Source organism: Streptomyces sp. NPDC030814, assembly GCF_055572155.1.
The window spans coordinates 42,497-65,206 of record NZ_JBVIDX010000023.1; the positions used below are offsets into that span (position 1 = coordinate 42,497).

The following is a 22,710-nucleotide window of genomic DNA, read 5'->3' on the forward strand; positions in this document are numbered from 1 at the left end:
GCCCTGCCTTTTCGGCGTCACGCCTCGTCAGTGACCGGCGAGTGGAGCCGGGCGTGGAGCAAGGTCGCCCGGGAGAGTTCTGTGCCCGGGGGGTGCTCCTCGCCGAAGAGCGCGACGAGGCCGCGCGGGGCTGACGGCCAATGTCCGGCGAAGCGGGGGACGGCGCGCAGGTCGTCGAGGAGCAGTGAGACCACGTACGCGATTTCGGTGGGACGGTCGCCCCACCCGTCACCCCACCAGAGGTGTTCGTGGAAGGCGCAGGGTGCGGGAAACACGAGCCCCTCGTCGGTCGTGACCCACGCGGTGTCCCGGAGGACGACGGACACCAATTCGCCGTCTGCCGGCAGCGACAGCGGGGAGTAGAACCTCCACTTCCCGCTCCCGGAACCCGCTGGGCCCGTACGTAGGATTGGCATGCCCGTCAGGGGGTCGGTGAAGAACTCCTCCGCCTCCATGTCCGCGATACGGACCAGCGGCACGTGGCCTGCGGTCGGGTCGCATGGGACAAGACGCTCGATCCAGCGTTCGACAGCCCCTTCCGGTCGGTCGACCTCGGTGATCGCGCCATACGGCAGCCCGTCCGGGTCGTAGGCGACGGCCACGTTCAGGGCTGCGGCGGCATCCGGCTCGCTGCTGCTTCCGATCGCCTGCCATCCTGTGGCAAGGAGAGACCGGTCCTCCTCCTCGGGCAAAGGATGCGTGGTGACGTCGGGCCGCGCGGCGACGGCCACCGGGCGCGTGCCGTACTGCTCTCCACCGAACGTCTCGATCTCTCTACGGACGTTCTCGACGCGTTGGTTGCGCATGGCGTTCGCCATGCTCTCAAGCACGACGCGGGCTTCCGGCGGGAACGAGGGATTTCCGGCGGCCCGTCGCAGTGTCGTCTCGTCGTCGTCGGCCGGGACATGGACGGTGGGCGGCGGAGCATCCGGCCGCCAAGCCGTGACGAGTTCGGACAGCCTCAGTCCGGACGGCCACCAGGGCAATGGCAGACCGGCCAGCGCGCAGACCTTCCCCCAGGATGCCTCGTACTCGATGTGGGGCCGCCTCGTGTCAGCGGCCCAGAGGGCAGGGCCAGTGAGGCCCAGATCTCCGAACAAGGCGCAAACGGTGACGATGCCGTGGGTGTCCCGTGTCTTGGCGAGAGAGGCGGCCACGGGGGATGCGACACCCCTGCCTGTGCCGTAGACGATTCTGATAATGCCGATGTCCGTCACCCAGTCGATGGCCGGGCCGTACGGAGTCTCGACGCTGTGGTGCCAGTGACCGGGGGACAGATCGCTTGGCAGCGGTCTGTCGAGGACGGCACCCCGGTGAGCGAATGCCGGCTGTCCCGCTGCCCAGCTGTAGACCGACGAGGCCGGCCAGAGAGAGGCGTCGGCCCTCTCGCGGTCTCCGTGACGAGTGGTCGGCCGTGGGAAGTCGGGGTATCGCCGGAGAAGTCGGCGGACACTGACGGCTCCCCATCCGAGCAACTCCCGCAGCTCGGCCCGCGTCAGGTACTGCGCCCGATGGGCTCGGCGCCGTGCCCGGTGACTCCCCCACCTCACGGCAGACCTCGGGGGAGCTGTCTCCTCATTCGCGTGGGTGAGTACCCCCGGCCGACCGGACGCCGCCGAAGAGTGAGCGGCGCTCGATCCATGAGGTCTGACACGATTGAGCTGCCAAGAGCTGCGAAGCCGCTCCAGGGCGAGCTTCGCACTGCCGGCCGAGACGCCCAGCTCCAGGCGCGCGGCGGCCAGTTCCTTCAGTCTGGTGGCGTCGGCCAGCAGCCGGTTGGGGCCGGTCTCGTCGTCCGAGCGGCGCGGCACGAAGACGTCGACCATGGTCATGGCGAACAGCATGTACGCGGACAGTTCCGTCCAGTGCGCTGCCAGACCGTCATCCGCTGGTGCGGCCTTCGACGAAAGACGGTGCAGCTCCCGGTGGAGCGTTCGCCGGACATCCGTGCCGGGGGGAACGATGCGCAGCCTGTCCACGGCACTGTGCAACTCGTGCAGGAGCGCTCCCCAGGCGGCATCATGGGGCTGCGATCCGAGGACGACCCGGAACCCGGAGAGAGTCTCCGTGACCTCTTCGAGGAGAAGACATCCTGCGATGCTCCGCAGATCGGCTTCAGCTGTGCGGTGCCGGATCTCCACCACCTTCCGGGTGAAACGGATCAGATCGCGGGGAACACCGCCGGAGAGTGTGTAGACGAGGGCGACGAACGGATCGGTGAAGCCCGGCACCCGGGTCTGCAGCAGCTCTTTCGCTTCCTCCAGGCTGCGCGGTTCCAGATGCAGGATGTCCTCCAGGGAACTGTCCGTGACGTCCCGGACGGGAAGGCCCCGGCGGATGAACGCCGCTCCGACGTCCTCGGAGACGGACAGCAGGAAGTACACGTTGGGTATCGCGAAGATCGCCTTGATCTCGGCGAGGAAGGCCCGCGCCTGCTCCGTGGAGCCCAGTCGGTCCAGTTCGTCGATGCCGATGAACACCTTGTGTCCGTCGGTGTCGCGAACGTACTCGCTGATACGGCTGAGGAGTTCACGGAACTGGGTGACGAGTTCCGGGTAGGTCAGAGTTCGCGACGAAGAGCCGCTGGTGCGGGCCAGGCCGAAGGTCAGGCTGCCCATGGAGGCGAACCCGGCGTTGTGGGTCGTTCCCGCCGTCTGTATGTGTTGCAGCAGATGAAGGTAGCTGTGGCAGTCGCCGATGAGCCTCTTCCGGCGCCGACTCGCAAACAGGGGGCCGGTGACGCTCCGGTGGACGAGCAACAGTCCCAGAGCGATGAGGACGGTGCGGGTGGCAGCGGAGTGTTCGTGCCACGCCGAGTGGTAGGCGTCCTGAAGCCGATCCAGCCAGCGGAGAGTCGCGTCCCGGCCTTCGGTCCCGGCCCAGCGGTAGGTGCCGCGTGCCCAGCTTTCGACGCCCAGAGCGACCAGTGCCAGTCCGACGGCGAGCTGCAGGAGTCCCCCCATTGCCCGCAGGAGACGCGTCAACAGACCCGTGGGGCGCATACGCAGGAGAAAGGGGCCGCGGGCCCACTGGCCGAGGCGTTCAAGGAATCCGCGGCAGACCTGCTGGAACAGACTCAGCAGGAACTCCTCCGGCCGGTAGTTCGCCGGTGTCTGCACGATCACCCGGAAATGGTTCCGCGGCGCACCACCGGCGAGGCGTCCCTCGCTCGCCTTCCGCAACAGTGTCGTCTTCCCGACTCCGCGAGGTCCGCAGAGGGCGATGGCACCGCCGTCCATCTGGTCGAGCTTGTGACGCAGGGACACCTCGACCCGGCTGGACACCCAGAAGCTGGGGTCGTGGGCGTGCAGCAGACCCCTGTGATGGCGCGTGACGAGAAGGCTGTCGTGCTCCGGGCCCAGGAGGTTCGTGATCTCTAGCCGCATCCACGGCACCAGCCGTCGGCTCAACCGGAGGAAACTCCAGTGAGCAAGATACGGATAAGCCTGTGCGGCCCGAAGGCACCACCGAACCCAGAGGTACGCGGCCCACAGTTGGCAGGAGAAATTCTCCCTTCCCGACCGCGCACGGAACGCCTCGACGGCGATCAGAGCCAACCAGGCCTGGAGGATGAGGTCGACCCACCAGGCAACACCGACACTCAGGGAGAGAAGCAGGCGAATGGCGGCGAGGACGGCGAGGGAGGGAAGAAACGTGCCTTCGGTGCACACGGCTGCCGCCGCACGGAACTCGGCACGGCTCCGGTCCAGGCGCTGCCCAAGCTTCCACAGCCGCTCGTACCGTTCATCCTGGTCCAGAACAGCGTCCGCGACGGAGTCCTCAAGCATCACCGCGCACAGCGAGGACTCACTGACCTCCTGGCGGTTCAAGGACAGATAAGCCCGGATGTCCTCGTGCTTGAGTGCTCGTGTGACCGCGCGGTCATAGAACCTCCGCACGCAGTCCGGCTCTTCGTCCCACACACTCATGCCGGCATTCTCGCGTGCGTCGGTCCGTCAGCCGCCCGCGGCCCACGCCCGCAGGGCGGCTTTGGTGTCGAAGGCGGCCACGTTCCTGTCGACGGGGTGGTCGGTGTACTGGTGGAAGCGCCACTTCGCCTTGATGCGGGGCTTGCCGGCGGTGACGTGGTCGGCGATCCAGAGGCCGTCACCGGCGTAGGAGGTGGTGTCGACGGTGAGCCAGAAGTTGCGGCTGCAGTAGAGGACGACCCGGTGGTCCGGGCGGAGTTCCTTCAGTTTCCGGATGAAGCGGTCCTTCTCGGCGTTCGTCGCGTGGGTGCCCTCGCCGGTGGTCTCCCAGTCGACGGCGAGGATGTCGCCGGCCTTCTCGGGGGCCTTGGCGAGGAAGTGCTCGGCCTGGGCGGTCAGGTTGCCGGGCCAGAGGAAGTGGTAGAAGCCGACGACCAGGCCGGCGTCGCGGGCGGTCCTGGTCTGGGCGGCGAGTCCGGGGTTGGTGTACGTGCGGCCCTCGGTGGCCTTGACGAAGACGAAGGAGAGGCCGCTGGTGTCGTAGGAGGAGGGCTGGTAGGAACTGACGTCGATCCCGCGCAGCATGGGGGTCTCCTGGGGGGTGTGGGGGGTGGAGCGGTTCTGCGGTCAGGGGACGCCCGGCTCCGTCATCCTCCGGGACAGGTCGGTGATGTCCGCGAGGAGGGACTCGGGCGGGCGGTCGAGGTTCAGGGTGTGAGCGGTGACGGTGATGCCGGACCGGCGGATGACGTGGGGTGTGGAGGCGGTGTCCCGGGAGGAGGCGGCGTAGACCAGGTGGCCGTGCGGGAGGCCGAGCGCCGTGCAGTAGGCGAGAAGTTGGTAGAGGTGGTCGGTGGGCGGGGCGGACGGTCCGAGGTGGGTGTACTTGGCGTCGGCCACGGACACGGGACGGCCCGCACGGTAGAGGATCAGGTCGGGGCGGAAGGGGACGCGGCCCGCCTCGTCGAGGCGGTGGTGGGTCTCCTGGTCGGCGCAGCGGATGCCGTGTCGGGCGAGGGCGGCACGGACCGTCACCGTCAGGAAGCGTTCGAAGACCTTCGGCATGTCCAGGAGGAAGCCGTCGGCCGTGACCGGCGCGCCGCCCTCCGGCCGGATCGAGCGGCCGGTCAGGAGGAGTTCGGCGAGACGGAGGGCCGGGGCGTAACGGGCGTTGAGACGGGTCGGGGTCCAGCGGGGGAGCGGGGCGCCCGGACGGAGAGTGCGGACGCCGTGGAGGTGGTCGGCCAGATGGCGCAGGGTGAGCCGGGTGGGAGCGGGCAGGCCGGGCAGCCGGGCGGCCAGGCGCAGGGCCGCGAGGAGGACGCGGTTCTCGGCGATGTCGGGGGTGTGGTCGTCGTAGCGGACGGCCACGGGCAGGGGCAGGCCCAACCGGCGCAACTGGTCGCCCGTACGGATACTTCCCCGCACCAGGGGGAGGTCATCCTCGACCGTGCGGTAGCCGTGCAGGACCCCTGACTCCAGGGTGCGGCGCGTGGTACGGGCGAGCAGGGCCGCGAGGGCGGGCAGCAGGTCGTCGTCCGCCGCGGCCGCGGTGACCGGGTCGGGCCGCCAGGGGTCGTCGGGCGCGTAGGAGAGCAGGAACAGCAGGTTGCGGACGGGGAGTTTGGGGCGCAGCCGCAGGTCGATCGCGTCGCCGGCCGGGGTCCGCAGCCGCACCAGGCCTACCGTCCGGTTCCCGGCCACGCGCCAGCGGCCTTTGGGCGCCGGGGCGAGCCGTACCAGGCCGGGCACCGAGAGCAGCCCGGCGACCTGGTCCCCGGTCAGTTCCCGCACGGTGCCGGGGCCGGTCTCGCCGACCGACAGCGTCAGCGGGCTCACGGTTCGAGGGCCGCTCGCAGCGCGTCCAGCCCGTACTCCGCCTCGACGTCCACGCCCGTGCCGTACAGCTGGTCCTCCAGCAGCGGCAGGATCTGCGTCCGCCAGACGAGGTCGAGGCCCTCCGGGCGGGCCGCGCCGGGCTTCATCAGGTACGACGGGCCGATGGCGTGGTCGGCGTCGCCCAGCCGTGCGTTCAGTTCGTCCAGCAGCCGGGCGGCGGTGTCCGGCAGGCCGCGCGCCCGCAGCCACCGGCCGAGCAGCCCCTGGACGGGCGGTTGCTCCGGCGAGAGCCGGCGGAAGGCGAAGCGGCGGCGCATCGCCGCGTCGATCAGGGCGATCGAACGGTCGGCCGTGTTCATCGTGCCGACGAGGAACAGGTTGCCCGGCAGATGGAAGGGATCGTGCGGGCTGTACTGGGTGGTGACCGGCTCCTCCCGGTACTCCAGCAGGAAGTACAGCTCGCCGAACACCTTTGCCGGATTGGCCCGGTTGATCTCGTCGATGACCAGAACATACGGGTTCGCGGGATCCTTGCGTGCCCGTTCGGCCAGCAGTTTGAACGGACCCGGAACCACGTCGAACACCACCGAGCCGCCCTCGCCCCGCACGGGACGGAAGCCCTCGAAGAAGTCCTCGTAGGTGTAGGAGGGGTGGAACTGGATGAGCTGCACCCGGTCCGGGCCCGCCAGATGCCTGGCCAGGGCGCGGGCCAGATGGGTCTTGCCGGTGCCGGGCGGACCGTGCAGGACCAGCTGGCGCTGCTCCTGGAGCTGTTCGGCGGTCTCGCGCAGCCACGCCAGGGGCATCAGGAGTTCGTCGGCCAGCTCCGGGGTCACGGCGGGGAGTTCGAGGGGCTTGGTGACGTCGACGTCCGCGAGCTCCTCGGCGACCACGTCCTCCAGACCGGCGCGCTCCGCCAACTCGGCCGCCACGCTGCTGATGTCGTACACCGTCGGCGGCAGCGGCAGCCGGGCCTGCACCTTCTCCGGCAGGTCGGCGCGGACGAGGGGCTGCTCGGCGGTGGCCCAGCGCACCGGGCGGCGGCGGGCGTTGTCGAGGCCGTCGGAGGCGTCGTACCAGGCGGAGCCCTGGACGGTGCCGACGTGCACCTCGTCCGGGGTTACCGTGACCACCAGGTCGCCCGGCTGCATCTCGGTCAGGAAGACGTGCAGCTGGTAGGCGGCGGCGCCCCGCAGCTGGGCACTGGCCTCGGGCAGGGCCTCGGCGACGGCACGCTGGACCTGCTGCTTGGCGGCGCCCGCGGGGATCTCCGGGACCTCGCGCCAGGAGACCGAGCAGTAGCCGTCGCGGACCCAGGCGGGGATGAAGTTCTGCCCGTCCACGTTGTAGCCGCGGACCATCCAGCCGCGCTGCTCGTGCTGGACGGCGCCCTTGCGCCAGCGGCCGACCCACGGTTCGTCGTAGAAGTCGACGGGGGCGCCGTCCCGTTCGGCGAGGAACGTGCTCAGGGCCAGCAGGTCCTTGTCGTCGTCGCCGGTGGGGGCGGGGATCTCGTCCGCGAACGCCCTGACGATCTCGTGCTTGTGGTGGGCGCTGGCGATGGGCTGGAAGGTGTTCGGGAAGAGGGCGTGCAGGAGGACGTGGATCTGGGCGCGGCCCTTCTTGTGGCCGACCGAGTCCTGGACGGCGAAGCAGAGGTCGCGAAAGCGCCAGGGGTCGTCGAGGAGCGCCTGTCGCTCCGGGCGTTCCAGCCCGGCCAGACGCTCCACCAGGAGGACCAGGATCTGGAACTGGGCCCAGCGGTAGTTGAGGAAGCCCTGGCCGCCGTTGAGGAAGCCCTTCAGGGCCGGCTCCAGATCCCGGGGCACGGTGCGCACGCGCAGGAAGTCGGGCACGTCCGGCTCGGTCCAGGACAGCACCTCGTGGATGAGCTGGAGTTTCTTCGCGACGCCGATCTGTTCAGGCACCAGCGGGGCCATGTTCACGAACAGCAGCTCGGCGGCGAGGACGATGGTCTGCGTGGGGGCACCGGCGAGCTGACGGCTCAGTTTGACCACGAAGGTGTCCGACGACTCGTCGGGCCGGTCCACGAAGCGGGCCCGCAGATCGGAGGCGGTGGCGGCGGTCCAGGCCGCCGCTTCGGGCGCGAACGCGGACTTCCCGGTCAGCAGTCCGTCCCGGAACACCCGCTGCACCGCCGCCACGACCTCGACGCCGTCCGGTCGTCTCGCCACGGTCCCACCCGCCCCTCCGCGTTCGAAGTCTCCAGCCTAGAAGGAGGCGCGTACGGGTTCACAAGCCGGGCGGCACCCGATGGCGGGGTGCCGTCCGGCCGTTGGTTCAGGTGTTGCTGTTGGAGCGGCCGAAGAACTCGATCTCCGCGATGGACACCTGCTTCTTGGCGTCGGCGCCGTAGGCCGAGCGCAGGACGAAGCGGACGGCGGTGACCTCGCCGACGCGGAACGTGCGGCGCTGGCCGCCGGCCCCCTGGTCCAGGTTGATGATCCGTGTGCTCTTCGAACCGTCGGCAGCCGTGATCACGGCCTCGATGCGGTGCGGGCGGGCCGACTGCGACAGCTGGTCCACCTTGGTCGAGACACCGGGGGTGATGACCACGTCCAGCAGCCGCGTCGGATGGTCGAATCGGGCCTCCAGCCACTCCCCTTCGCCGGACTGGGTGACACCCGGCCCCCACCAGGTGTTGCTGAGCTGGTCGAAGGCGAGCCGGGCGCCGTGGTCCGGGTACGAGCGGGACGCCTTCACACGGTCCGGGCCGATCGGGGCGCGCTTGGCGAAGTGGTCCCTGGTCGCCTGGATGCCGTCGTCGAGGCGGAAGGCGAGGGTGACGAGCAGGGCGAGCACGAGGGCGCCGACGACCCAGTTCATGATGCGGCCGAAGCCGCGCCGCAGGCGGGGGCGGTCGCCCGCCCACGGTGTCTGACCGCCACCGGGGTTGAGCATCCGCCGCCACCAGGGCTGACGGCCCGGCGTCTCCGGGCGGCCCGCCATCGGCATGGCGCAACGCCCGCAGAAGTGCCGGTCCGGGCGGTTGGGTGTCGCGCACCAGGGGCAGGGCACACCACCCTCGGTACCGGTCTCCGGGCCGGGTGCGCGCACCTGGGGCCGCCGGGCCGCCGGCCGCCCCGGCAGCACGGGTGCGACCGCCGGCTCCTCCGCGGGGCGGGGGGCCGGATCGGCGACGGGGACGAGGAGGGAGCGGGCCCGGTCGGAGGGGGTCGGGGCGGGGTCGGGCGAAGGCGCGGGGGACGGCGAGGGCGAGGGGGCCGTCGGGGAGTCGGGGGCCGGCAGGGGAGTGGTGGAGTCGTCGGCGGGGTGCGGGGCGTGGGGTGGCGTGCTCGGTTCGGGCGCGGAGGGTGAGGGGGCGGGCTCGGCGGCGGGGGACGACAGCGGGGCGGGGGTGGTGGGCGTGGGTTCCGGTTCCGCGGTCGGCGCGGTTGCGGGTGCGGCCGTTCCGGTGCGGGCGTGCTGGGAGGACGCGGGGCGCTCGGGGGCGCGTCGGGTGGCCGGGCCGGCGTCGGGGCGCGCCGACGCCGCGTCGTGGGCCGTGCGGGCGGTGCCCGTGCCCGCGCCCGGGCGGGCGAACGCGTCCCAGGCCGGTTCGGCGTCGGCCGTGGGGCGTTCGCCGTCCGCGCGGGCTGCCGGAGCCCGGTCCGACGTGCGGTCGGTGTCCTGGTGAGCCGGGGCCCGGTGAGGTGTGCGGTCGGTGTCCTGGTGGGCCGGGGCCCGGTCAGGTGTGCGGTCGGTGCTGCGGGGCGCCGGGGACCCGGCCGTGGTGTCGAACCAGCCGAGTACCGCGCCGCAGGCATCGCAGAAGGACTGGCCGGGCTCCCCGCGGGTGCCGCACTCGGCGCAGCTGCGGGCCCGGCCCGTGTCGGGGGTCTGGCTGGTCATTCGGGCGTCCTTTCGGCGGTGGTCACGTGGACCGTGTAGGGCATGTGGGCGGGGCGGGCGGCGGCCACGAGGGCGTCCAGCCGGTGCTCGTCCGCGCGGGTCGGGTCCGGCAGTCGCAGGGTCACGTGCAGGCGGGGGCGGTGCTCTCCGGGGACCGGGCCCAGGGGACGGGCGTCCCAGGCGGCGCCGCCGCTCTCGCTGATCTCCGGTGTCACGCCGAACACCAGCCGTACGGCCTCGGAGAGGCCGCGCCGGGTGCCCCGGACCCGGTGCAGATACGCGGCGGCGGCGACGGCCGCGCGCAGCCGGGCCTCCGGTTCCGTGCCGTCGGTCTCGGCACCGACCCAGCCGGCCAGCCACCGGGTGAAGTCCACGGGGGCGAGGGCGGGCGTGAAGTAGGAGTCCAGGTTGTCGAGGACGGCCAGGATGGGGGCGAGGACCTCGTCCAGGCCGGCGACGAAGCGCTGGGCGAGGTCGTCGTCGGCGAAGACGGCGGGGAGCATGTGGCCGATGGGGGAGGACGAGCCGAGGCCGTCCACGGAGCCCCTCATGTACGGCCGCCTCTCTCCGGGGAGCCCCGGAAATCGCCAGGTGCCGCCGTTCGGCGGTCGCGGGCCGTGCTCATGGCCTGTCCCCGATCACTCGGACCCGGTGGTCGAAGGAGAAGACCAGGGACGGCGGGCTGAGGTCGATGCGGTCGGTGGGGTCGCCCCGCTTGCCGGTCAGCGGGTCGGCGGGGTGGAGCCGGACCTCGTCGACGAGTTCGACGCCGGGCACGCGCTGCAGGACGGCGAAGACCTCCCCGGACTGGACGGGGCGGCCGAAGGGCCAGCCCCGGCCGTCGGCGCCGCCGGTCAGGGGGTCGAGATGGCGGTAGAGCGCGTCGTGGGCCTGCCGGCGGACCCGGTCGGTGTCGGCGCCACGGAAGGCGTGCACCGTGGCGACGACGGTGACGCCCTGGTAGAACGGCGGCCCCACGGCCAGCCGGGTGCCGATCAGGCGGCGTTCGTCGAGGTGACGGGTGATGCGCCGCAACAGCGCGTCTCCGGGGACGAGTTGCTCGAAGCGCAGCCGCCCGCCGGGGTCGGGCACGGCCTGCGGGACCACGAGGACCCGTACCGCGTACGCCCCGTGCTCGCCCTCGTCGCCCTCCAGACACGTGATGCGGGCCGTCTCGGGGGCGGCGCGGCGGGCGAGTTCCTCGTAGTCGCGCAGGGTGACCGCGCGTTCCTGGGCGCGCAGGGTGATGGGCGCCCGGACCTTCGCCTCCTCCACCGTCTCGCCGTCGACACCGCCGCGCGCGGCCTCCCGGTTGACGACCTCGGAGACGTACGGGATGGAGGTGCGCAGGACCTGCACGGCACCCCGGGCCACGTTGCCCGCGCGGCCGCCGCCGGTGCGGTAGCGGCGGGCGCGGATGACGGCGCCCTTGGGGGCCACGGCCCCGTACTGGCGCAGGGTGCCGTCGGGTTCGCGGACCGCCGGGCCGAAGGCGATCTCGCCGGTGGCGGCGTCGAGGGTGATGTGCCGGTCGTAGGGGGTGGACGCGGAGAAGGAGGGCACGACGTCCCAGTCGGTCCAGCCCTCGTGCTCGGCGGTCTGCAGCAGCACCGGCGGCGTGTCGCCGACCACGGGGGCGTGCGCCAGCCGCAGCCGCTGGCCGGGCAGCCCCGTGGACTCGCCGAGCGCCTCGTCGTACACCGTCTCCGCGTGCACGGCCGTGGTGGTGCCTCCGAGGGTGAACGCCTCGACGGCGCGGACGGTCGGGGAGGAGGTGTAGAAGGGCTGGCCGGCGAGGGGCTCGGTGACCCGGCAGCGCAGCCAGCCGGCCTCCTGCCCGCCGGTGCGGGACAGGGTGTGGCCGCCGGGTACGTGCAGGACGACAGCGCCGGGCCGGTTGAGGCCGCCCGTGCCGTCCCGGTCGACCTCGCACGCGGCCCAGCCGTCCTCCGTCCACGCCTCCCACACCAGCGGTGGCTGCCGGGGGTCCACACCCACGCCGTCGACCCGGCTGTCCAGCTCCAGCGCGACCGCGCACGACGGGACGGCGGCGCTCAGACCGAGCAGCACGCAGTCGCCGGGCCGTGGGGCCTCCGCGAAGCACATCAGGTCCTTGCCCTCCGCGAGGTCGGCGGTCCGGTCGGCGACGGGCTCACCGCTCAGCTGCACCACCAGGTGCCGCAACGCGCAGGGCACCACGGCCAGTTCGCGCTCGGTGGCGAAGACGACCGCCTCCTCGCTCTCGGTGCGTACGGTGGCGACCTCGGTGCCGAGGGGCATCAGCACCGGCTCCTCCTGCGGCGCGGAGAGCCAGAACGTGACGTCCGTACGGGCCGCGGACGGCGGGAAGAGGGTGATGCCCACCAGGTCCAGGAAGGCGAGGTGGTTCTTCTCCGGCACCCGGTTGAGGCGGTAGACGATCTGGTCGGCCATGTGGGCCACCGTCTCCACGAGGGTGACACCGGGATCGGACACGTTGTGGTCGGTCCACTCCGGGGCGCGCTGCTGGATGTAGCGCTTGGCGTCGTCGACGAACTGCTGGAAACGGCGGTCGTCGAGGTTGGGGGAGGGCAGGGCCATCAGCGGTCGCTTTCGGGAGCCTCGGACGTCAGGTCCGGCTCGTCGTGGGAGGGGATGACATAGAACGGGAACACCAGGCTGCGCGGGTTGTTGGTGCCGCGGATCGCGTACCGGACGTCGATGAAGAGCACGCCCTGCTCCGTGCCGGCGGTCACCTCCACCTCACTGACCTCGATACGCGGCTCCCAGCGGTCGAGGCTCGCGTACACCTCGTGCTGGATCCGGCCGGCCGTGGCCTCGTTGACCGGGGCGAACACCAGGTCGTGGATGGCGCAGCCGAACTCGGGGCGCATCGGCCGCTCACCGGGCGCGGTGGCGAGGATGAGCCGGATGGCCTCCTCGATCTCGCGCTCCCCGCTGACCAGGGCGATGCCTCCGGTCGGCCCGATGCGAAGCGGGAACGCCCAACCGGACCCGACGAACTGCTCGGCCATGTGCGGGCCGGCCTCCCTTCCTGAGATACGTGTGTCTGCGGTCCGTGTGGACCCGCGGTCCGTGTGGATCCGGGGTACGTGTGGATCCGGGGTACGTGTGGATCCGGGGTATGGGTGGATCCGCGGTACGGGTGTGTCTGCGGTACTTCTCGGCCCTCACCCGAACGGGTACTTGATCTGGTTGACGAAGAATCCGCCGAAGATGTCGACCTTGACGGCCTTGAGGCCCAGTTGGCCCACGGCGTTGACCTGCACGGTCCCGGCGGCGTTGAGCGTCGCCGCGCCGGTCGCGCTCAGGTTGAGGGCGCCCATCGCGGAGACGTTGACCGCGCCGGTCACCGATCGGAGGCTGACCAGCCCCTGGCCCTGGAGGTTGAGCGGCCCGCCGCTCCTGATGGTCACGGACCGCCGCCCGCTCAGCGTCAGATCCGTACCGGCGTTCACGGACACCGACGTGCCGCCCTTGATCCGCACGGCGCCCTTGCTGTCCACGGTGATCTCGGTCTTCGTCCGGTCCAGGTTGACGATCAGCCGGTCGTTGCCGGTGGCGAGCCGTACGCCCTGCTTGCGGAGGCCCGTCTGCTGGCTGAGCAGGTCCACCCGGTTGCCGTCCCGGTCGGACAGCGTGTGCAGGATCGCCTTCTTCTTGACCGGGTCGTGCAGCCACATGTCCTTGACGGGGGTCGGCTTGTCGACGCCGTTGTAGAGGCCGCCGATGACGAACGGGTGGTCCAGCGTGCCCCGGTCGAAGGCGACCAGCACCTCGTCGCCGACGTCCAGTGGGAAGATCCCGCCGCCGCCCTTGCCGCCCAGCTGCACCGTCCGCGTCCAGTCACTGACGTACGTGTCGTCCAGCCATGGGAACTGGAGCTTCACCCGGCCCTGCTTCAGCGGGTCCGCCACATCGGTGACCAGCGCGTTGGCCACACTGGGCAGCCTCGGGGCCGCCGTGGAGCCTCCGGAGGTCAGACCGAACAGGGAGCGCCACTGGCGGCCGCTGACCGTCACGAACGTCTCGTAGTGGCTGCCGTCGCCGAACGTGTGCCGTACGGCGGTGCACGTGTACTTGCCCTCGAACGGGGTGCCCACGTCGGTGAGCGTGATCGGCACCCCGGGCCGCAGCTCGGGGTTGCCGCGCACCGTCACCTCCAGTTCGGCGAACGCGGAGGTGATGTCGTCGGCGAGGGAGCCTGCCGCGTGCGTGACCTCGGCCTGGCGGTCGTACGGCTGGTCGGTCTCGACCAGCTTCGCCGCCTTGAACGGGGTCGCGGCCTTCTGCGGGGTGGTGCCGATGGCGACACCGGGGCTGGTGCCGGCCCTCGTCGTCGCCGTGAGCTTCTTCTTCGTGGTCACGTTCCAGCCCCGCGCCTCGACCTTGTCGACCTGGTCGGCGGCGGTCACGGCGGCCCGGCAGCGCAGCACGTCCACGCCGGCCTGGAACACGAAGGGGCTCTTCTCGCCGGGGGTGCTCGTCGCGGGCGCCCCCGACGCCGGCTTCGGCTTGACGAACTGGAACCTCCCCTCGGAGTCCAGTGACATCACCATCTCGTTCTCGTCGGCGAGCCGAGCGAGGAAGTCCCAGTCCGTGACGTTCGACTGGCTGATGAACTCGTAGACCGTCCTCGTGCCCTGGACCCGCCCGACCGGGATGCCGTTCGCCGAGGCCAGCTTGCGGGCGATGTCGGCGGCCGTCTGGTTGCGGTACGCCGCCACCCTGCGCACCCGCATCAGCCGGTGCCCGGGGTCGTAGCCGCGGACGACGGTGAACGTGCCGGTCCCGTCGTAGTCGGTCTCCATTCCGGTGACCTCGCCGCTGAGCAGCGGGGAGCCCGCGCCCTTGCCGTCGGCGACGGAGGCGATGACCACCAGCGAGCCGAACCTGATGTTCAATTTGCCCAGCAGCAGCCCGTGCGGGTCCCGGAACGTCAGCCGGAACGCGCCGGGCACCCCGGCCCCCAGATCGACCCAGCCGCCGACGAGCAGATCGGCGTACTCGGTCGGCAACTTGCGGCCGTCGATGGTGACGTGGATGACGTTGGAGTGGGACGGCTTGACCATCAGAGACCCACCTCCTCGGCCGCCGGGAGGACGAGGACCACGCCCGTCGTCAGGCGCGTCGGGTCGTCGATCCCGTTGGCCTCGGCGATCGCCCGCCACGCCGCCGCGTTCCCGTACTCCCGCCACGCCAGCGACTGCAACGAGTCGCCCGCCACCACCCGGTGCACGCTCCGTGCGGTCAGCGCGCCCGAGGTCGGGTTCTGGCCCTTGGTCTTGGTGGGGATCTCGTGCAACCGGACCTGGCATGTGGCCCGGATCGGCACACCCGTCGTCCCGAACAGGGAGTACGTGGCGTCCACGGAACTGACGTACGCCGTGAACCGGGCCGTCGAGAACGCCCCCCACTGGAACTCCACCCATGGGGGTGAGGGCTGCTTGGCAGCGATGCTCTTCGACGTCACCTCACAGCACCCCATCAGCGACTCCACCTTCTTCAGCACCGTGTTGGCGCCCGGCCTGGCCGAGGAGTCCAGGAAGATCTCGACGGTCATCTCACGGGGCTCCGGCCCCATGAACTCCGGCACGGAACCGTCGCGTACCGCCGCCGTCGGCGTCACCTTCCACTGGGCGCGACGGCTCAGCTGCAACTGCGCCGGGTTGAAGTCGAAGCCGAAGGTCTCGATCAGCGCGCCCTTGCCGGTGCTGTTGCCGACCGGCGGTTCGTGGATGGCGAGCGTGGCGCGCACGAGACTCTTGCCGGCGCCGCCCTTGGTGCCCCTTGCCATGTCCTGTCCCGCCCTCTCAGTCCGTGAACCCGTGGTGGGTGATCTCCAGGACCTCCGTGGCGACGCTCGGGTTGGCGGGATCCAGGGTGGGGCCCTGCCAGCTCACCGGCAGCACGTCGATCAGCCCCCAGTGCGCGACCTCCGAGCCGTCCGCGCGCAGCGCGGCGATCTGCGCGGTCGGCCGCTTCACGCCCGTGGCGACGGACGAGATCCACGCCGCGACCTTCGCCGTGTCCGGGGTCAGCGGCCTGGTCAGCCGGATGGTGGAGAAGGTGACACGGGACGGCAGCTGCCAGACGAACCCGTTGTTCCCGCCCTCCTGACGGTGCTCGATCTCCACCGTCGACGAGAGTCCCTCGCACCCGTTGAAGTACCCGAGGCTCTCGCCGTCGATGGTCAGGGTGAAGAAGATGGTGGAGCCCGGGTCGAGATCGCGGGACATCGGGGCGGCCTTTCTGGCGCTCGGGTCGGGTGGTGCGTGGTGCGTGGCGCGTGATGCGTGATGCGTGGGGCGTGGGGCGTGGGGCGTGGGGCGGTGGGGGATCAGTGGCGGGGATCGCGGAGTCTGCCGATCCGTTCGCGGTCGAGCCGGAGTTCCGTACGGACGAGCCGGGTGATCCGGCCGATCAGCCGGTGCGTCAGTTCGTCCAGCTGGAAGTCGCTCAGCGACCGGGGGTCGAACTGCCCCTTGGGGATCGCGACGTACTCGGGCGGGGTGTCGGTGGTGGTGGTCGTGGCTGTGGGACCAGGGGCGTGGGCGGTGACCGGGGAGACGGCGGTGGCGGTTCGGGTGGGGGTGGGGTGACGGGGGTTGCGTTGGATGGGCGCGGGCGCGGGCGCGGGCGCGGGCGTCGGCGTGGGATTGGGTGCGGGTGCGGGTGCGGGTGCGGGTGCGGGTGCGGGTGCGGGGGTGGTAGGCGGTGGGGTGGTGGTCCGGGGGGCCGGGCGGGTGATGGCTGGGGCTGTGGGCGGCGTGGGGGGCTTGAAGGGGCTTCGCTGGACGACCGGAGGGGTGGGGCGTGTACCCGGTTGCGAGGGCGGGTGAGGGAGCGCGGGGGTACTGCCGGGGAGCGGAACGGTGGTGCGGGGCCCCTCGGGCTTGTCCGCCGAGAGGCGTTGAACGGCAGGGGACGACGCCCATGGGGTGTCCTGCGTCGCGGTGGGCTGACGCAGGGGTACGGCGACGGGGGTGGCCCGGCGTTGGACGGCGGGGGATGTCGCGGGAAGGTGGGACGAGGTGAGGGCGCGGGTGGGTGCCAGGGGGCGGACCGGGGCGGGGGGATGTGGGGCGGGGGCGGGAGTATCTGCGGCCGGGGGAGTTCCCGCTGTGCTGGGTGCGGGGACGACAGTTGGTGCGGGGCGCGGCGAGCGATCAGGGAGCGTGGGGGAGGCGGTCGCGCTCGCGGAGGTCCCGGTGGCGTGACCGGCCGTGGCTGTGGGCGGGGATGTGGGTGCGAGCGTGGTGCTCGGGGCAGCCGGTGAAGTCTTGGGCAGCTTTGGTGTGGGTGCCGGGGGTGTTGCCGGGGCGTCAGGCGCCGACACGTCGACGGAGGTCGGGGCGCCGAGGCCCATGCGCCTGGTCCCGCTGGTGGCGCTGCGCTGCAGCGGGCGTGAGGTCGGGCGAGGCGGGGCGCCGGACGGACGAGGTGCGGTGCCAGGGGCGGTGCGTCCGGGGGCCCCGGTCGGCGCGGGGGCGCCCGGGGCGGTGACTCGCGCGGGGGCGCCGCCGGCCCGGGGCGCGGACCTCTGGAGGTTCGGCGCGGTGCTGCCGGATCCGGCGGTGGTGGCACCGGGGTGAGCCGGAGCGGCGGCAGAGACAGGGGCCGGTGCACCGGTGGCCTGCCTGGCTGTGCTGCCGGTGCCGACGCCGGTGCGGGGGTGGGAGGCAGGAGTGGGCGTGGGTGGCCGGCCCGTCGTGGTGGGTGCCGTGTCAGGTCGGTCGGCGTTTCCTCCGGCAGGAGGGGTTGCCGCAGTGCGGATCCGGGGAGCCGTGGCTGCCTCAGGGCGCTGCGCCTGCCCGACCGGCCGGGGAACGGCCGCGCCTTCGGCCGACGTGGCCGTCGTGGCGACATGGGCGGTCGGAATGCCGTCCGGCGCGATCGCTGACCGCTGGACGCCGAGTGGGGCGTCGGCGGGTCGCGGGACATGAGGACGCGGGGCGTCCACGGTCCGGTTCGAGTTGGTCGGGGTCGCCAGTTCCCGCTGGGTGGTTGCGGCCAGGGGGCCGTCCGAGGGGGAGGTCGTCGCCGAACTGCCGGGCGCGGACGACGGGGTGCCGGGGCTGGTCCGAGAAGCCGTGGGGCTGGTCGAGGGAGTGGTCGGGCCGGCCGGGGGAGTGGCGGGGCCGGCCGCAGGGCCGCTGGGGACGGTTACCGACCTGCCGGGGCCGGTCGCGGAGTGAGTGGCGCCGCTCGCCGAGCGGGTGGGGCCGGTTGCTGGCCGGGCAGGGCCGGGCAGCGTTCCGGCGGATTCACTCGCTGTACCGTTCCCGGCAGCCGCGCTCCGCTGGACATCGAGCCGTCCGCCGACGGGGCCCTTCGCACCAACGCCTGCGCCCGGCACGCTCTTGCCGTTGCCGTTGCCGTTGCCGTTGCCGTTGCCGTTGCCGTTGCCGTTGCCGCTGCCGCTGCCGCTGCCGCTGCCGTCGGCCGTGTGGCTGGAGGCGGTTGGCGTACCGGTCGGATGGCTCGACGCGCGCTGGACGTTGGCCACCTGACGGCTGGACTCGGTCGCCGCCACGCTGCGGTGGCCCCCCTGCGCTGCGCCCGCGCCGTTCGGGACCGGCGTCCCTGCGCTGGGCCCGCCTGCCGTGCCGTCGCCTGGCTGAGGCGCCGTAGGCCCAGGTCGGTCGCCCACCGCGTCGCTTGTCGCCGTCCGCGCACTGGTGGGGCCGGCCGCCGTGCGAGCGAGGCCGCTCCTGGCCCGCTGGACCGTGGTCCCCGTACGGGTGACCTCGCCGACGGGCCCGCCGGGGCGGGTCCCCCTGCGGTCGGGAACGGCGGCGTCCGTGCCGTCGACACGGGCGTGGGAACCCCTTCCCGGATCGGCAGCCGGGTCACCGAGGGCCGACGCACCGCCGGGGCCGACGGTCGCGCGCTGCACACCGGTGCGCGCGGGCGCACCACCACCCCCCGCCGTACCGCCGCTAGTCGCCGCCGCACCGCCAGCCGTCGTCGTGGTGCCGCCGGTCACTGCCGTACCGCCGCTAGTCGCCGCCGCACCGCCAGCCGTCGTCGTGGTGCCGCCGGTCACTGCCGTACCGCCGCCAGTCGCCGCCGCACTGCCGGCCGTCGTCGTGGTGCCGCCGGTCACTGCCGTACCGCCGCTAGTCGCCGCCGCACCGCCGGCCGTCGTCGTGGTGCCGCCGGTCACTGCCGTACCGCCGCCAGTCGCCGCCGCACCGCCAGCCGTCGTCGTGGCGCCGCCGGTCACTGCCGTACCGCCGCCCGACGTTGAAGCGCCCGAACCGCTCGGCGACACCGCGTCGCTGGCGGTCGGCGCATCGGCCGGGGCGTCGAAGCGGTTGCCCGGAACACTCGTCGTGGAGCCGTTGCCCAGGGCGCCCACGGCGGAGCCGCGCGTCGCCCCATCGCCGCTGGGCCCCTGTCGTCGTACCGTCGGCAGACTGCGCCGTTGAACCGCGGGCGCGGCGGGGCCCCTGGTCAGCAGCGGCCGCCGGTCCGGGCGTGGCCCGGCCGCTGGGGTCACAGGAGTGACCCGGGGTCCCGCGGGCCGGGAAGCCCGGACGGGGTGTGGTCGCTCCGCGCGCTGTACCGGTCGCCCGCCCCCGGCCGGCCGCACGTCGCCGAACGTGTCGCCCGATGTGCCGGCATACGTATCGCTGTGTCCGCCGATGTCCGACCCGGGTTCCGACGGCTCCGCGTCGACCGTCGCCACCGGCAGCGTGAGCGAGGGCAGTTCCAGCCCGGACGTGGGCCGTGCCGATGTGGTGAGGACGCCCCTGACCAGCCCACCCGGCGCGTCGGGCAGGACGGCGTGCGACAGCGACCCGGTGAAGGACGGGTTCTGCCAGGTCGTCAACCGCCCGCCGAACCCGGCGTCGGCGACAGCCGCGCCCCGCACGGCGGCGCGCTGGATCGGCGCCAACCCCACCCAACCGGCGACCGCGCCACCCGCGGAGGAACGACCCTCCGCAGCAACCGGGTTCTCCTCAGCAACCGACTCCCCCACAGGGACCGATTCCTCCGCGGACACCGATGCCCTCGCGGACACCGATGCCTTCGCGGACACCGATTCCCCCGCGGGTACCGATCCCTCCGTAGCGGAATCCCGCCCGGCAGTGCCCCGCCCCGCGAAGCCCGAACCACCCCTGAGGCGGTCGAAGAAGCCCACCGCTCAGACCTCCGCCCCGCCACGGGTCACCAGGGACGCGATCTGTTCGGTGAAACGGCGGCGGTCGGGGTGTTCGAGGTCCAGGATCTCCTCCAGACTCCAGTGGAAGTGATAGGCGACGTACGCGATCTCCTCGTGCAGCCGGTCGGTCGCGTACGTCACGATTCCCCCAGGCGGCTCCCGCCGAGCTCGACCTCGAAGGGCTCGGCGCAGTGCGGGCACTCCACGGCGGCACGGGTGTGGCCCTCCGCGTTCACCTGGCGGTAGAAGTCCTGGAGGAACGCCAGGTCGGAGGCGAACATGTTCTCCACGATCCCGTCGTGCACCATCGGCAGCGTGCCGAGCCGGGTGATGACCCGGCCCAGCAGCACCACCGACAGATACGCCGGGTTCTCCTGGACGCGGACGTCGCGCAGCGGGATCAGCTCGTCCCGGGCGGTGGCGAGGCGCATCACGCCGTCCCGGTGGACCGTCCCCGCCTCGTCGACGTATCCGCGCGGCAGCTCGAAGGGGAACTCGGTCCGCAGCTGCCGCCGCACCGCCACCGGCTCCGGCGCGGTAAGAGGGCCAGGGGCAGAGGCAGAGGCCGGGGCGTCCACCACAGCCGCCGCACCTGTCCCCGTCCCCGCGGCCGGGCCCGCCGCGGGCGCACCCAGGGCCGTACGTCCTGCCGTACGCCGCATTACTCGATGACCAGTTCTTCGAAGACGATGGTCACGGTCTCGGTGAGCGCGGACGCCTCGCCGGCCTTCAGGGTGCTCGCGTCGACCTTGCTGCACCAGGCGTTGCGCATGTTGTACCGCTTCACCGGGTTGTTCTCGAAGTCCATCATGATGATCGACGCGTTCTTGCGGGCCGAGCTCATCTGACCGGCGATGGAGTCGTTGATCCACTGCGTGAACGAGGCGGACTGCGTCATACCGCGTACGACGGTGCACTGACCGCTCCGCTGCACACCGGGCAGCAGGTTGACCTCGGGGCGGCCCTGCGCGGAGTTCTGCTGGTAGGTGATGACGTCCTGCTCCAGGGAGAGGCCGCTGACCTCGGCGAGGTACTCGACCATCACCCCGTCGATCTGGAGGCCGAAGTTGTGTGACGTGAGGCTGTCGGCCTGCATGAGACTCATGGGTTCGCTGTCCTTCTGAGGAGTCGTCGGGGGAGTCGTCGGGAGGGGCTGCGGCGGCAGGTGTGCCTACTCCTCCAGCTCCCCGCTGCCGCTGGAGAACTGGGCCAGCCGGAAGATCACGAACTCGGCGGGCTTGACCGGGGCGATGCCGATCTCGCAGACGACCCGGCCGAGGTCCACCGACTCCGGCGGGTTGGTCTCCTCGTCGCACTTGACGTAGAACGCCTCCTCGGGCCGCTGCCCGAAGAGGGCGCCGCCGCGCCACTCGTTGACGAGGAACGCCGAGACGTTGCGCCGGATCCGGGCCCACAGGGCATGGTCGTTCGGCTCGAACACCACCCACTGGGTGCCGATCAGGATCGACTCCTCCAGGTAGTTGAAGTACCGGCGGATGTTCAGGTAGCGCCAGGCCGGGTCGGAGGACATGGTGCGGGCGCCCCAGACGCGGATGCCCCGCCCCGGGAAGGCGCGGATGCAGTTGACGCCGACGGGGTTGAGGAGGTCCTGCTCCCCCCGGGTGATCTGGAGTTCGAGGTCCACGGCTCCGCGTAGGACCTCGTTGGCGGGCGCCTTGTGCACCCCGCGCTCGAAGTCGTTGCGGGCCCAGACACCGGCGACGTGGCCGCTCGGCGGGACCGTGCGGGACTGGCCGGACGCCGGGTCGAAGACCTTGATCCACGGGTAGTAGAGAGCCGCGTACTTGGAGTCGTACCCAGCGGTCTCCTGCCGCCAGACCCGGATCTGCCGGGCGTTGAGGCCCGGCGGCGGGTCGATGACGGCGACCCGGTCGCCCATCAGCTCGCAGTGTGAGATGAGGCCCAGCTGGACCGCCTTCACGGCCTCCAGGTCGATCGCGCCGCGCTGGTAGGCGGCCATCAGGTCGGGCACGGCGACCATGGAGATCTCGTCGACCGCCTCCAGGCCCCCGAAGCCGGTGCGGTCGGCGGAGTCCCCGAGGTACTCGCGCGGACCGGGGTGCGCCTCGTCAGCCCCGGTGGCGGCGGGCGCCGGGGCGGGGGCCGCGGGGGCCGCCAGCGCCACGGTCTGGTTGTCGGGGCGCACGAGCTGCGCGGCGGGTACCGCCTCCTGCAGCGTGATGAGCCTGGAGCGCTCCTTGACCTGGGTGACGACGTAGTTCCGGCCGCCCTTCTTGGCCGTCACGTCGAAGGTCTCCGCCGCCTTGTCGCCGTCCTTGACGACCAGCCGGAACCGCTCCGCCGGGCCCTCACCCTCCGGGTCGGTGACCTCGACGCTGAGCGAACCGCCCCCGATGGCCGCCACGGTGAAGGTGCCCAACTGCTGCGGCTCGCCCGGCGGGAGGGCCGCCGGAGCGGCGGAAGCGGTGACAGCGGCCGGGGTGCTGCTCCCGGCCGCCCCACCGTCCGTGCCGCCGACACGGACGACATACGCGGCGCTGCCGCCGTTGTTGAAGAACCCGTACACCGAGTGCGCCAGGTAGTACCCGTCGGTGAACTCACCGAAGGCGGCGACGTACTGGGACCAGTTGGTCACCAGGGTCGGCTCGTTCAGCGGGCCGGTCGGGGCCAGGCCGACGAAGGCCGCCACCGAGGTGCCCACCCCCTCGATGGGGCGCGAGCCGCTGGCCACCTCCTCGACGTAGACGCCGGGCGACAGGTAGGACGGCATGCTCTGCGCTCCTCGGGGTACGAGACAGTTCGTCTGTCACCCTCACGCGCGAAGCGCGTCCCCCGAAACGTCCTCCGGTGCCTGCCCGGGGGCATTCCCGTTGCCCGCAGGGGCATCCCGCCGTGCCTGTGTGACCGTCCGCCCGC

At 72.1% G+C, this 22,710-nt stretch carries 18 protein-coding genes; 3 read left to right on the forward strand and 15 right to left on the reverse strand.

The window, feature by feature from the left end:
- Positions 1-17: 17 nt before the first annotated feature.
- From ACZ43N_RS33505 to ACZ43N_RS33555, 11 genes are all read right to left on the reverse strand, one after another.
- Complete coding sequence (locus tag ACZ43N_RS33505; RefSeq protein ID WP_468102815.1) at positions 18-3,929, reverse strand: P-loop NTPase fold protein; 3,912 nt, start codon at positions 3,927-3,929, stop codon at positions 18-20.
- A 27-nt stretch (positions 3,930-3,956) separates the two neighbouring features.
- Entirely contained in the window at positions 3,957-4,514 is a 558-nt protein-coding gene (locus ACZ43N_RS33510; protein WP_468102816.1) for a glycoside hydrolase family 25 protein, read from the reverse strand.
- Between the two features lie 42 nt (positions 4,515-4,556).
- Complete coding sequence (locus ACZ43N_RS33515) at positions 4,557-5,768, reverse strand: McrC family protein (protein ID WP_468102817.1); 1,212 nt, start codon at positions 5,766-5,768, stop codon at positions 4,557-4,559.
- Complete coding sequence (locus tag ACZ43N_RS33520; protein WP_468102818.1) at positions 5,765-7,963, reverse strand: AAA family ATPase; 2,199 nt, start codon at positions 7,961-7,963, stop codon at positions 5,765-5,767. The genes ACZ43N_RS33515 and ACZ43N_RS33520 overlap by 4 nt, the downstream gene beginning before the upstream one ends.
- A 106-nt stretch (positions 7,964-8,069) precedes the next feature.
- Positions 8,070-9,641, reverse strand: coding sequence for an NADase-type glycan-binding domain-containing protein (locus ACZ43N_RS33525; RefSeq protein ID WP_468102819.1), 1,572 nt, complete (start codon positions 9,639-9,641; stop codon positions 8,070-8,072).
- Positions 9,638-10,192, reverse strand: a complete 555-nt coding sequence (locus ACZ43N_RS33530) for a phage tail protein (protein ID WP_468102820.1) — start codon at positions 10,190-10,192, stop codon at positions 9,638-9,640. The genes ACZ43N_RS33525 and ACZ43N_RS33530 overlap by 4 nt, the downstream gene beginning before the upstream one ends.
- 70 nt (positions 10,193-10,262) lie before the next feature.
- Positions 10,263-12,221: a putative baseplate assembly protein gene (locus tag ACZ43N_RS33535; protein WP_468102821.1), complete on the reverse strand. Its 1,959-nt coding sequence runs from the start codon at positions 12,219-12,221 to the stop codon at positions 10,263-10,265.
- Positions 12,221-12,655, reverse strand: a complete 435-nt coding sequence (locus tag ACZ43N_RS33540) for a GPW/gp25 family protein (protein ID WP_468102822.1) — start codon at positions 12,653-12,655, stop codon at positions 12,221-12,223. Before ACZ43N_RS33540 ends, ACZ43N_RS33535 begins: the two co-directional genes overlap by 1 nt.
- Before the next feature lie 156 nt (positions 12,656-12,811).
- Positions 12,812-14,713, reverse strand: a complete 1,902-nt coding sequence (locus ACZ43N_RS33545) for a VgrG-related protein (RefSeq protein WP_468102823.1) — start codon at positions 14,711-14,713, stop codon at positions 12,812-12,814.
- A complete protein-coding gene (locus tag ACZ43N_RS33550) occupies positions 14,713-15,438 on the reverse strand; it encodes a CIS tube protein (RefSeq protein WP_468102824.1) in 726 nt (241 codons plus the stop codon). The genes ACZ43N_RS33545 and ACZ43N_RS33550 overlap by 1 nt, the downstream gene beginning before the upstream one ends.
- A gap of 16 nt (positions 15,439-15,454) precedes the next feature.
- Positions 15,455-15,880: a phage tail protein gene (locus ACZ43N_RS33555; RefSeq protein WP_055521704.1), complete on the reverse strand. Its 426-nt coding sequence runs from the start codon at positions 15,878-15,880 to the stop codon at positions 15,455-15,457.
- A gap of 1,764 nt (positions 15,881-17,644) precedes the next feature.
- Between ACZ43N_RS33555 and ACZ43N_RS33560 the strand changes: the two genes are divergently transcribed.
- The 3 genes from ACZ43N_RS33560 (at position 17,645) to ACZ43N_RS33570 (ending at position 19,075) form a co-directional block, all read left to right on the forward strand.
- The gene (locus ACZ43N_RS33560) at positions 17,645-17,839 is read left to right on the forward strand and encodes a hypothetical protein (RefSeq protein ID WP_468102825.1); all 195 of its coding nucleotides are present in this window, start codon (positions 17,645-17,647) and stop codon (positions 17,837-17,839) included.
- Positions 17,840-18,010: 171 nt separating this feature from the next.
- On the forward strand, positions 18,011-18,154 hold the full coding sequence (locus ACZ43N_RS33565) for a hypothetical protein (protein ID WP_468102826.1): 144 nt from the start codon (positions 18,011-18,013) through the stop codon (positions 18,152-18,154).
- Between the two features lie 462 nt (positions 18,155-18,616).
- On the forward strand, positions 18,617-19,075 hold the full coding sequence (locus ACZ43N_RS33570; RefSeq protein WP_468102827.1) for a hypothetical protein: 459 nt from the start codon (positions 18,617-18,619) through the stop codon (positions 19,073-19,075).
- A 719-nt stretch (positions 19,076-19,794) separates the two neighbouring features.
- Here the strand turns inward: ACZ43N_RS33570 and ACZ43N_RS33575 are convergent.
- The 4 genes from ACZ43N_RS33575 to ACZ43N_RS33590 all read right to left on the reverse strand — a co-directional run bounded on the left by ACZ43N_RS33575 (position 19,795) and on the right by ACZ43N_RS33590 (position 22,564).
- Positions 19,795-19,953 (reverse strand): DUF6760 family protein, encoded by a 159-nt coding sequence (locus ACZ43N_RS33575; RefSeq protein ID WP_099970623.1) that lies wholly within the window; start codon positions 19,951-19,953, stop codon positions 19,795-19,797.
- A complete protein-coding gene (locus ACZ43N_RS33580; RefSeq protein WP_468102828.1) occupies positions 19,950-20,474 on the reverse strand; it encodes a hypothetical protein in 525 nt (174 codons plus the stop codon). The genes ACZ43N_RS33575 and ACZ43N_RS33580 overlap by 4 nt, the downstream gene beginning before the upstream one ends.
- Positions 20,474-20,917, reverse strand: coding sequence for a phage tail protein (locus ACZ43N_RS33585; RefSeq protein WP_468102829.1), 444 nt, complete (start codon positions 20,915-20,917; stop codon positions 20,474-20,476). Before ACZ43N_RS33585 ends, ACZ43N_RS33580 begins: the two co-directional genes overlap by 1 nt.
- A gap of 66 nt (positions 20,918-20,983) precedes the next feature.
- Positions 20,984-22,564 carry a phage tail sheath family protein gene (locus ACZ43N_RS33590; RefSeq protein ID WP_468102830.1) on the reverse strand — a complete coding sequence of 527 codons (1,581 nt, stop codon included), beginning with the start codon at positions 22,562-22,564 and terminating at the stop codon, positions 20,984-20,986.
- Between the last annotated feature and the right edge of the window lie 146 nt (positions 22,565-22,710).

Coding starts and splice junctions, on each gene's coding strand:
- ACZ43N_RS33525 (WP_468102819.1), bottom strand. CDS start 9,641: ATGACCAGCCAGACCCCCGACACGGGCCGGGCCCGCAGCTGCGCCGAG.
- ACZ43N_RS33550 (WP_468102824.1), bottom strand. CDS start 15,438: ATGGCAAGGGGCACCAAGGGCGGCGCCGGCAAGAGTCTCGTGCGCGCC.
- ACZ43N_RS33510 (WP_468102816.1), bottom strand. CDS start 4,514: ATGCTGCGCGGGATCGACGTCAGTTCCTACCAGCCCTCCTCCTACGAC.
- ACZ43N_RS33590 (WP_468102830.1), bottom strand. CDS start 22,564: ATGCCGTCCTACCTGTCGCCCGGCGTCTACGTCGAGGAGGTGGCCAGC.
- ACZ43N_RS33540 (WP_468102822.1), bottom strand. CDS start 12,655: ATGGCCGAGCAGTTCGTCGGGTCCGGTTGGGCGTTCCCGCTTCGCATC.
- ACZ43N_RS33545 (WP_468102823.1), bottom strand. CDS start 14,713: ATGGTCAAGCCGTCCCACTCCAACGTCATCCACGTCACCATCGACGGC.
- ACZ43N_RS33555 (WP_055521704.1), bottom strand. CDS start 15,880: ATGTCCCGCGATCTCGACCCGGGCTCCACCATCTTCTTCACCCTGACC.
- ACZ43N_RS33585 (WP_468102829.1), bottom strand. CDS start 20,917: ATGAGTCTCATGCAGGCCGACAGCCTCACGTCACACAACTTCGGCCTC.
- ACZ43N_RS33580 (WP_468102828.1), bottom strand. CDS start 20,474: ATGCGGCGTACGGCAGGACGTACGGCCCTGGGTGCGCCCGCGGCGGGC.
- ACZ43N_RS33505 (WP_468102815.1), bottom strand. CDS start 3,929: ATGAGTGTGTGGGACGAAGAGCCGGACTGCGTGCGGAGGTTCTATGAC.
- ACZ43N_RS33535 (WP_468102821.1), bottom strand. CDS start 12,221: ATGGCCCTGCCCTCCCCCAACCTCGACGACCGCCGTTTCCAGCAGTTC.
- ACZ43N_RS33530 (WP_468102820.1), bottom strand. CDS start 10,192: ATGAGGGGCTCCGTGGACGGCCTCGGCTCGTCCTCCCCCATCGGCCAC.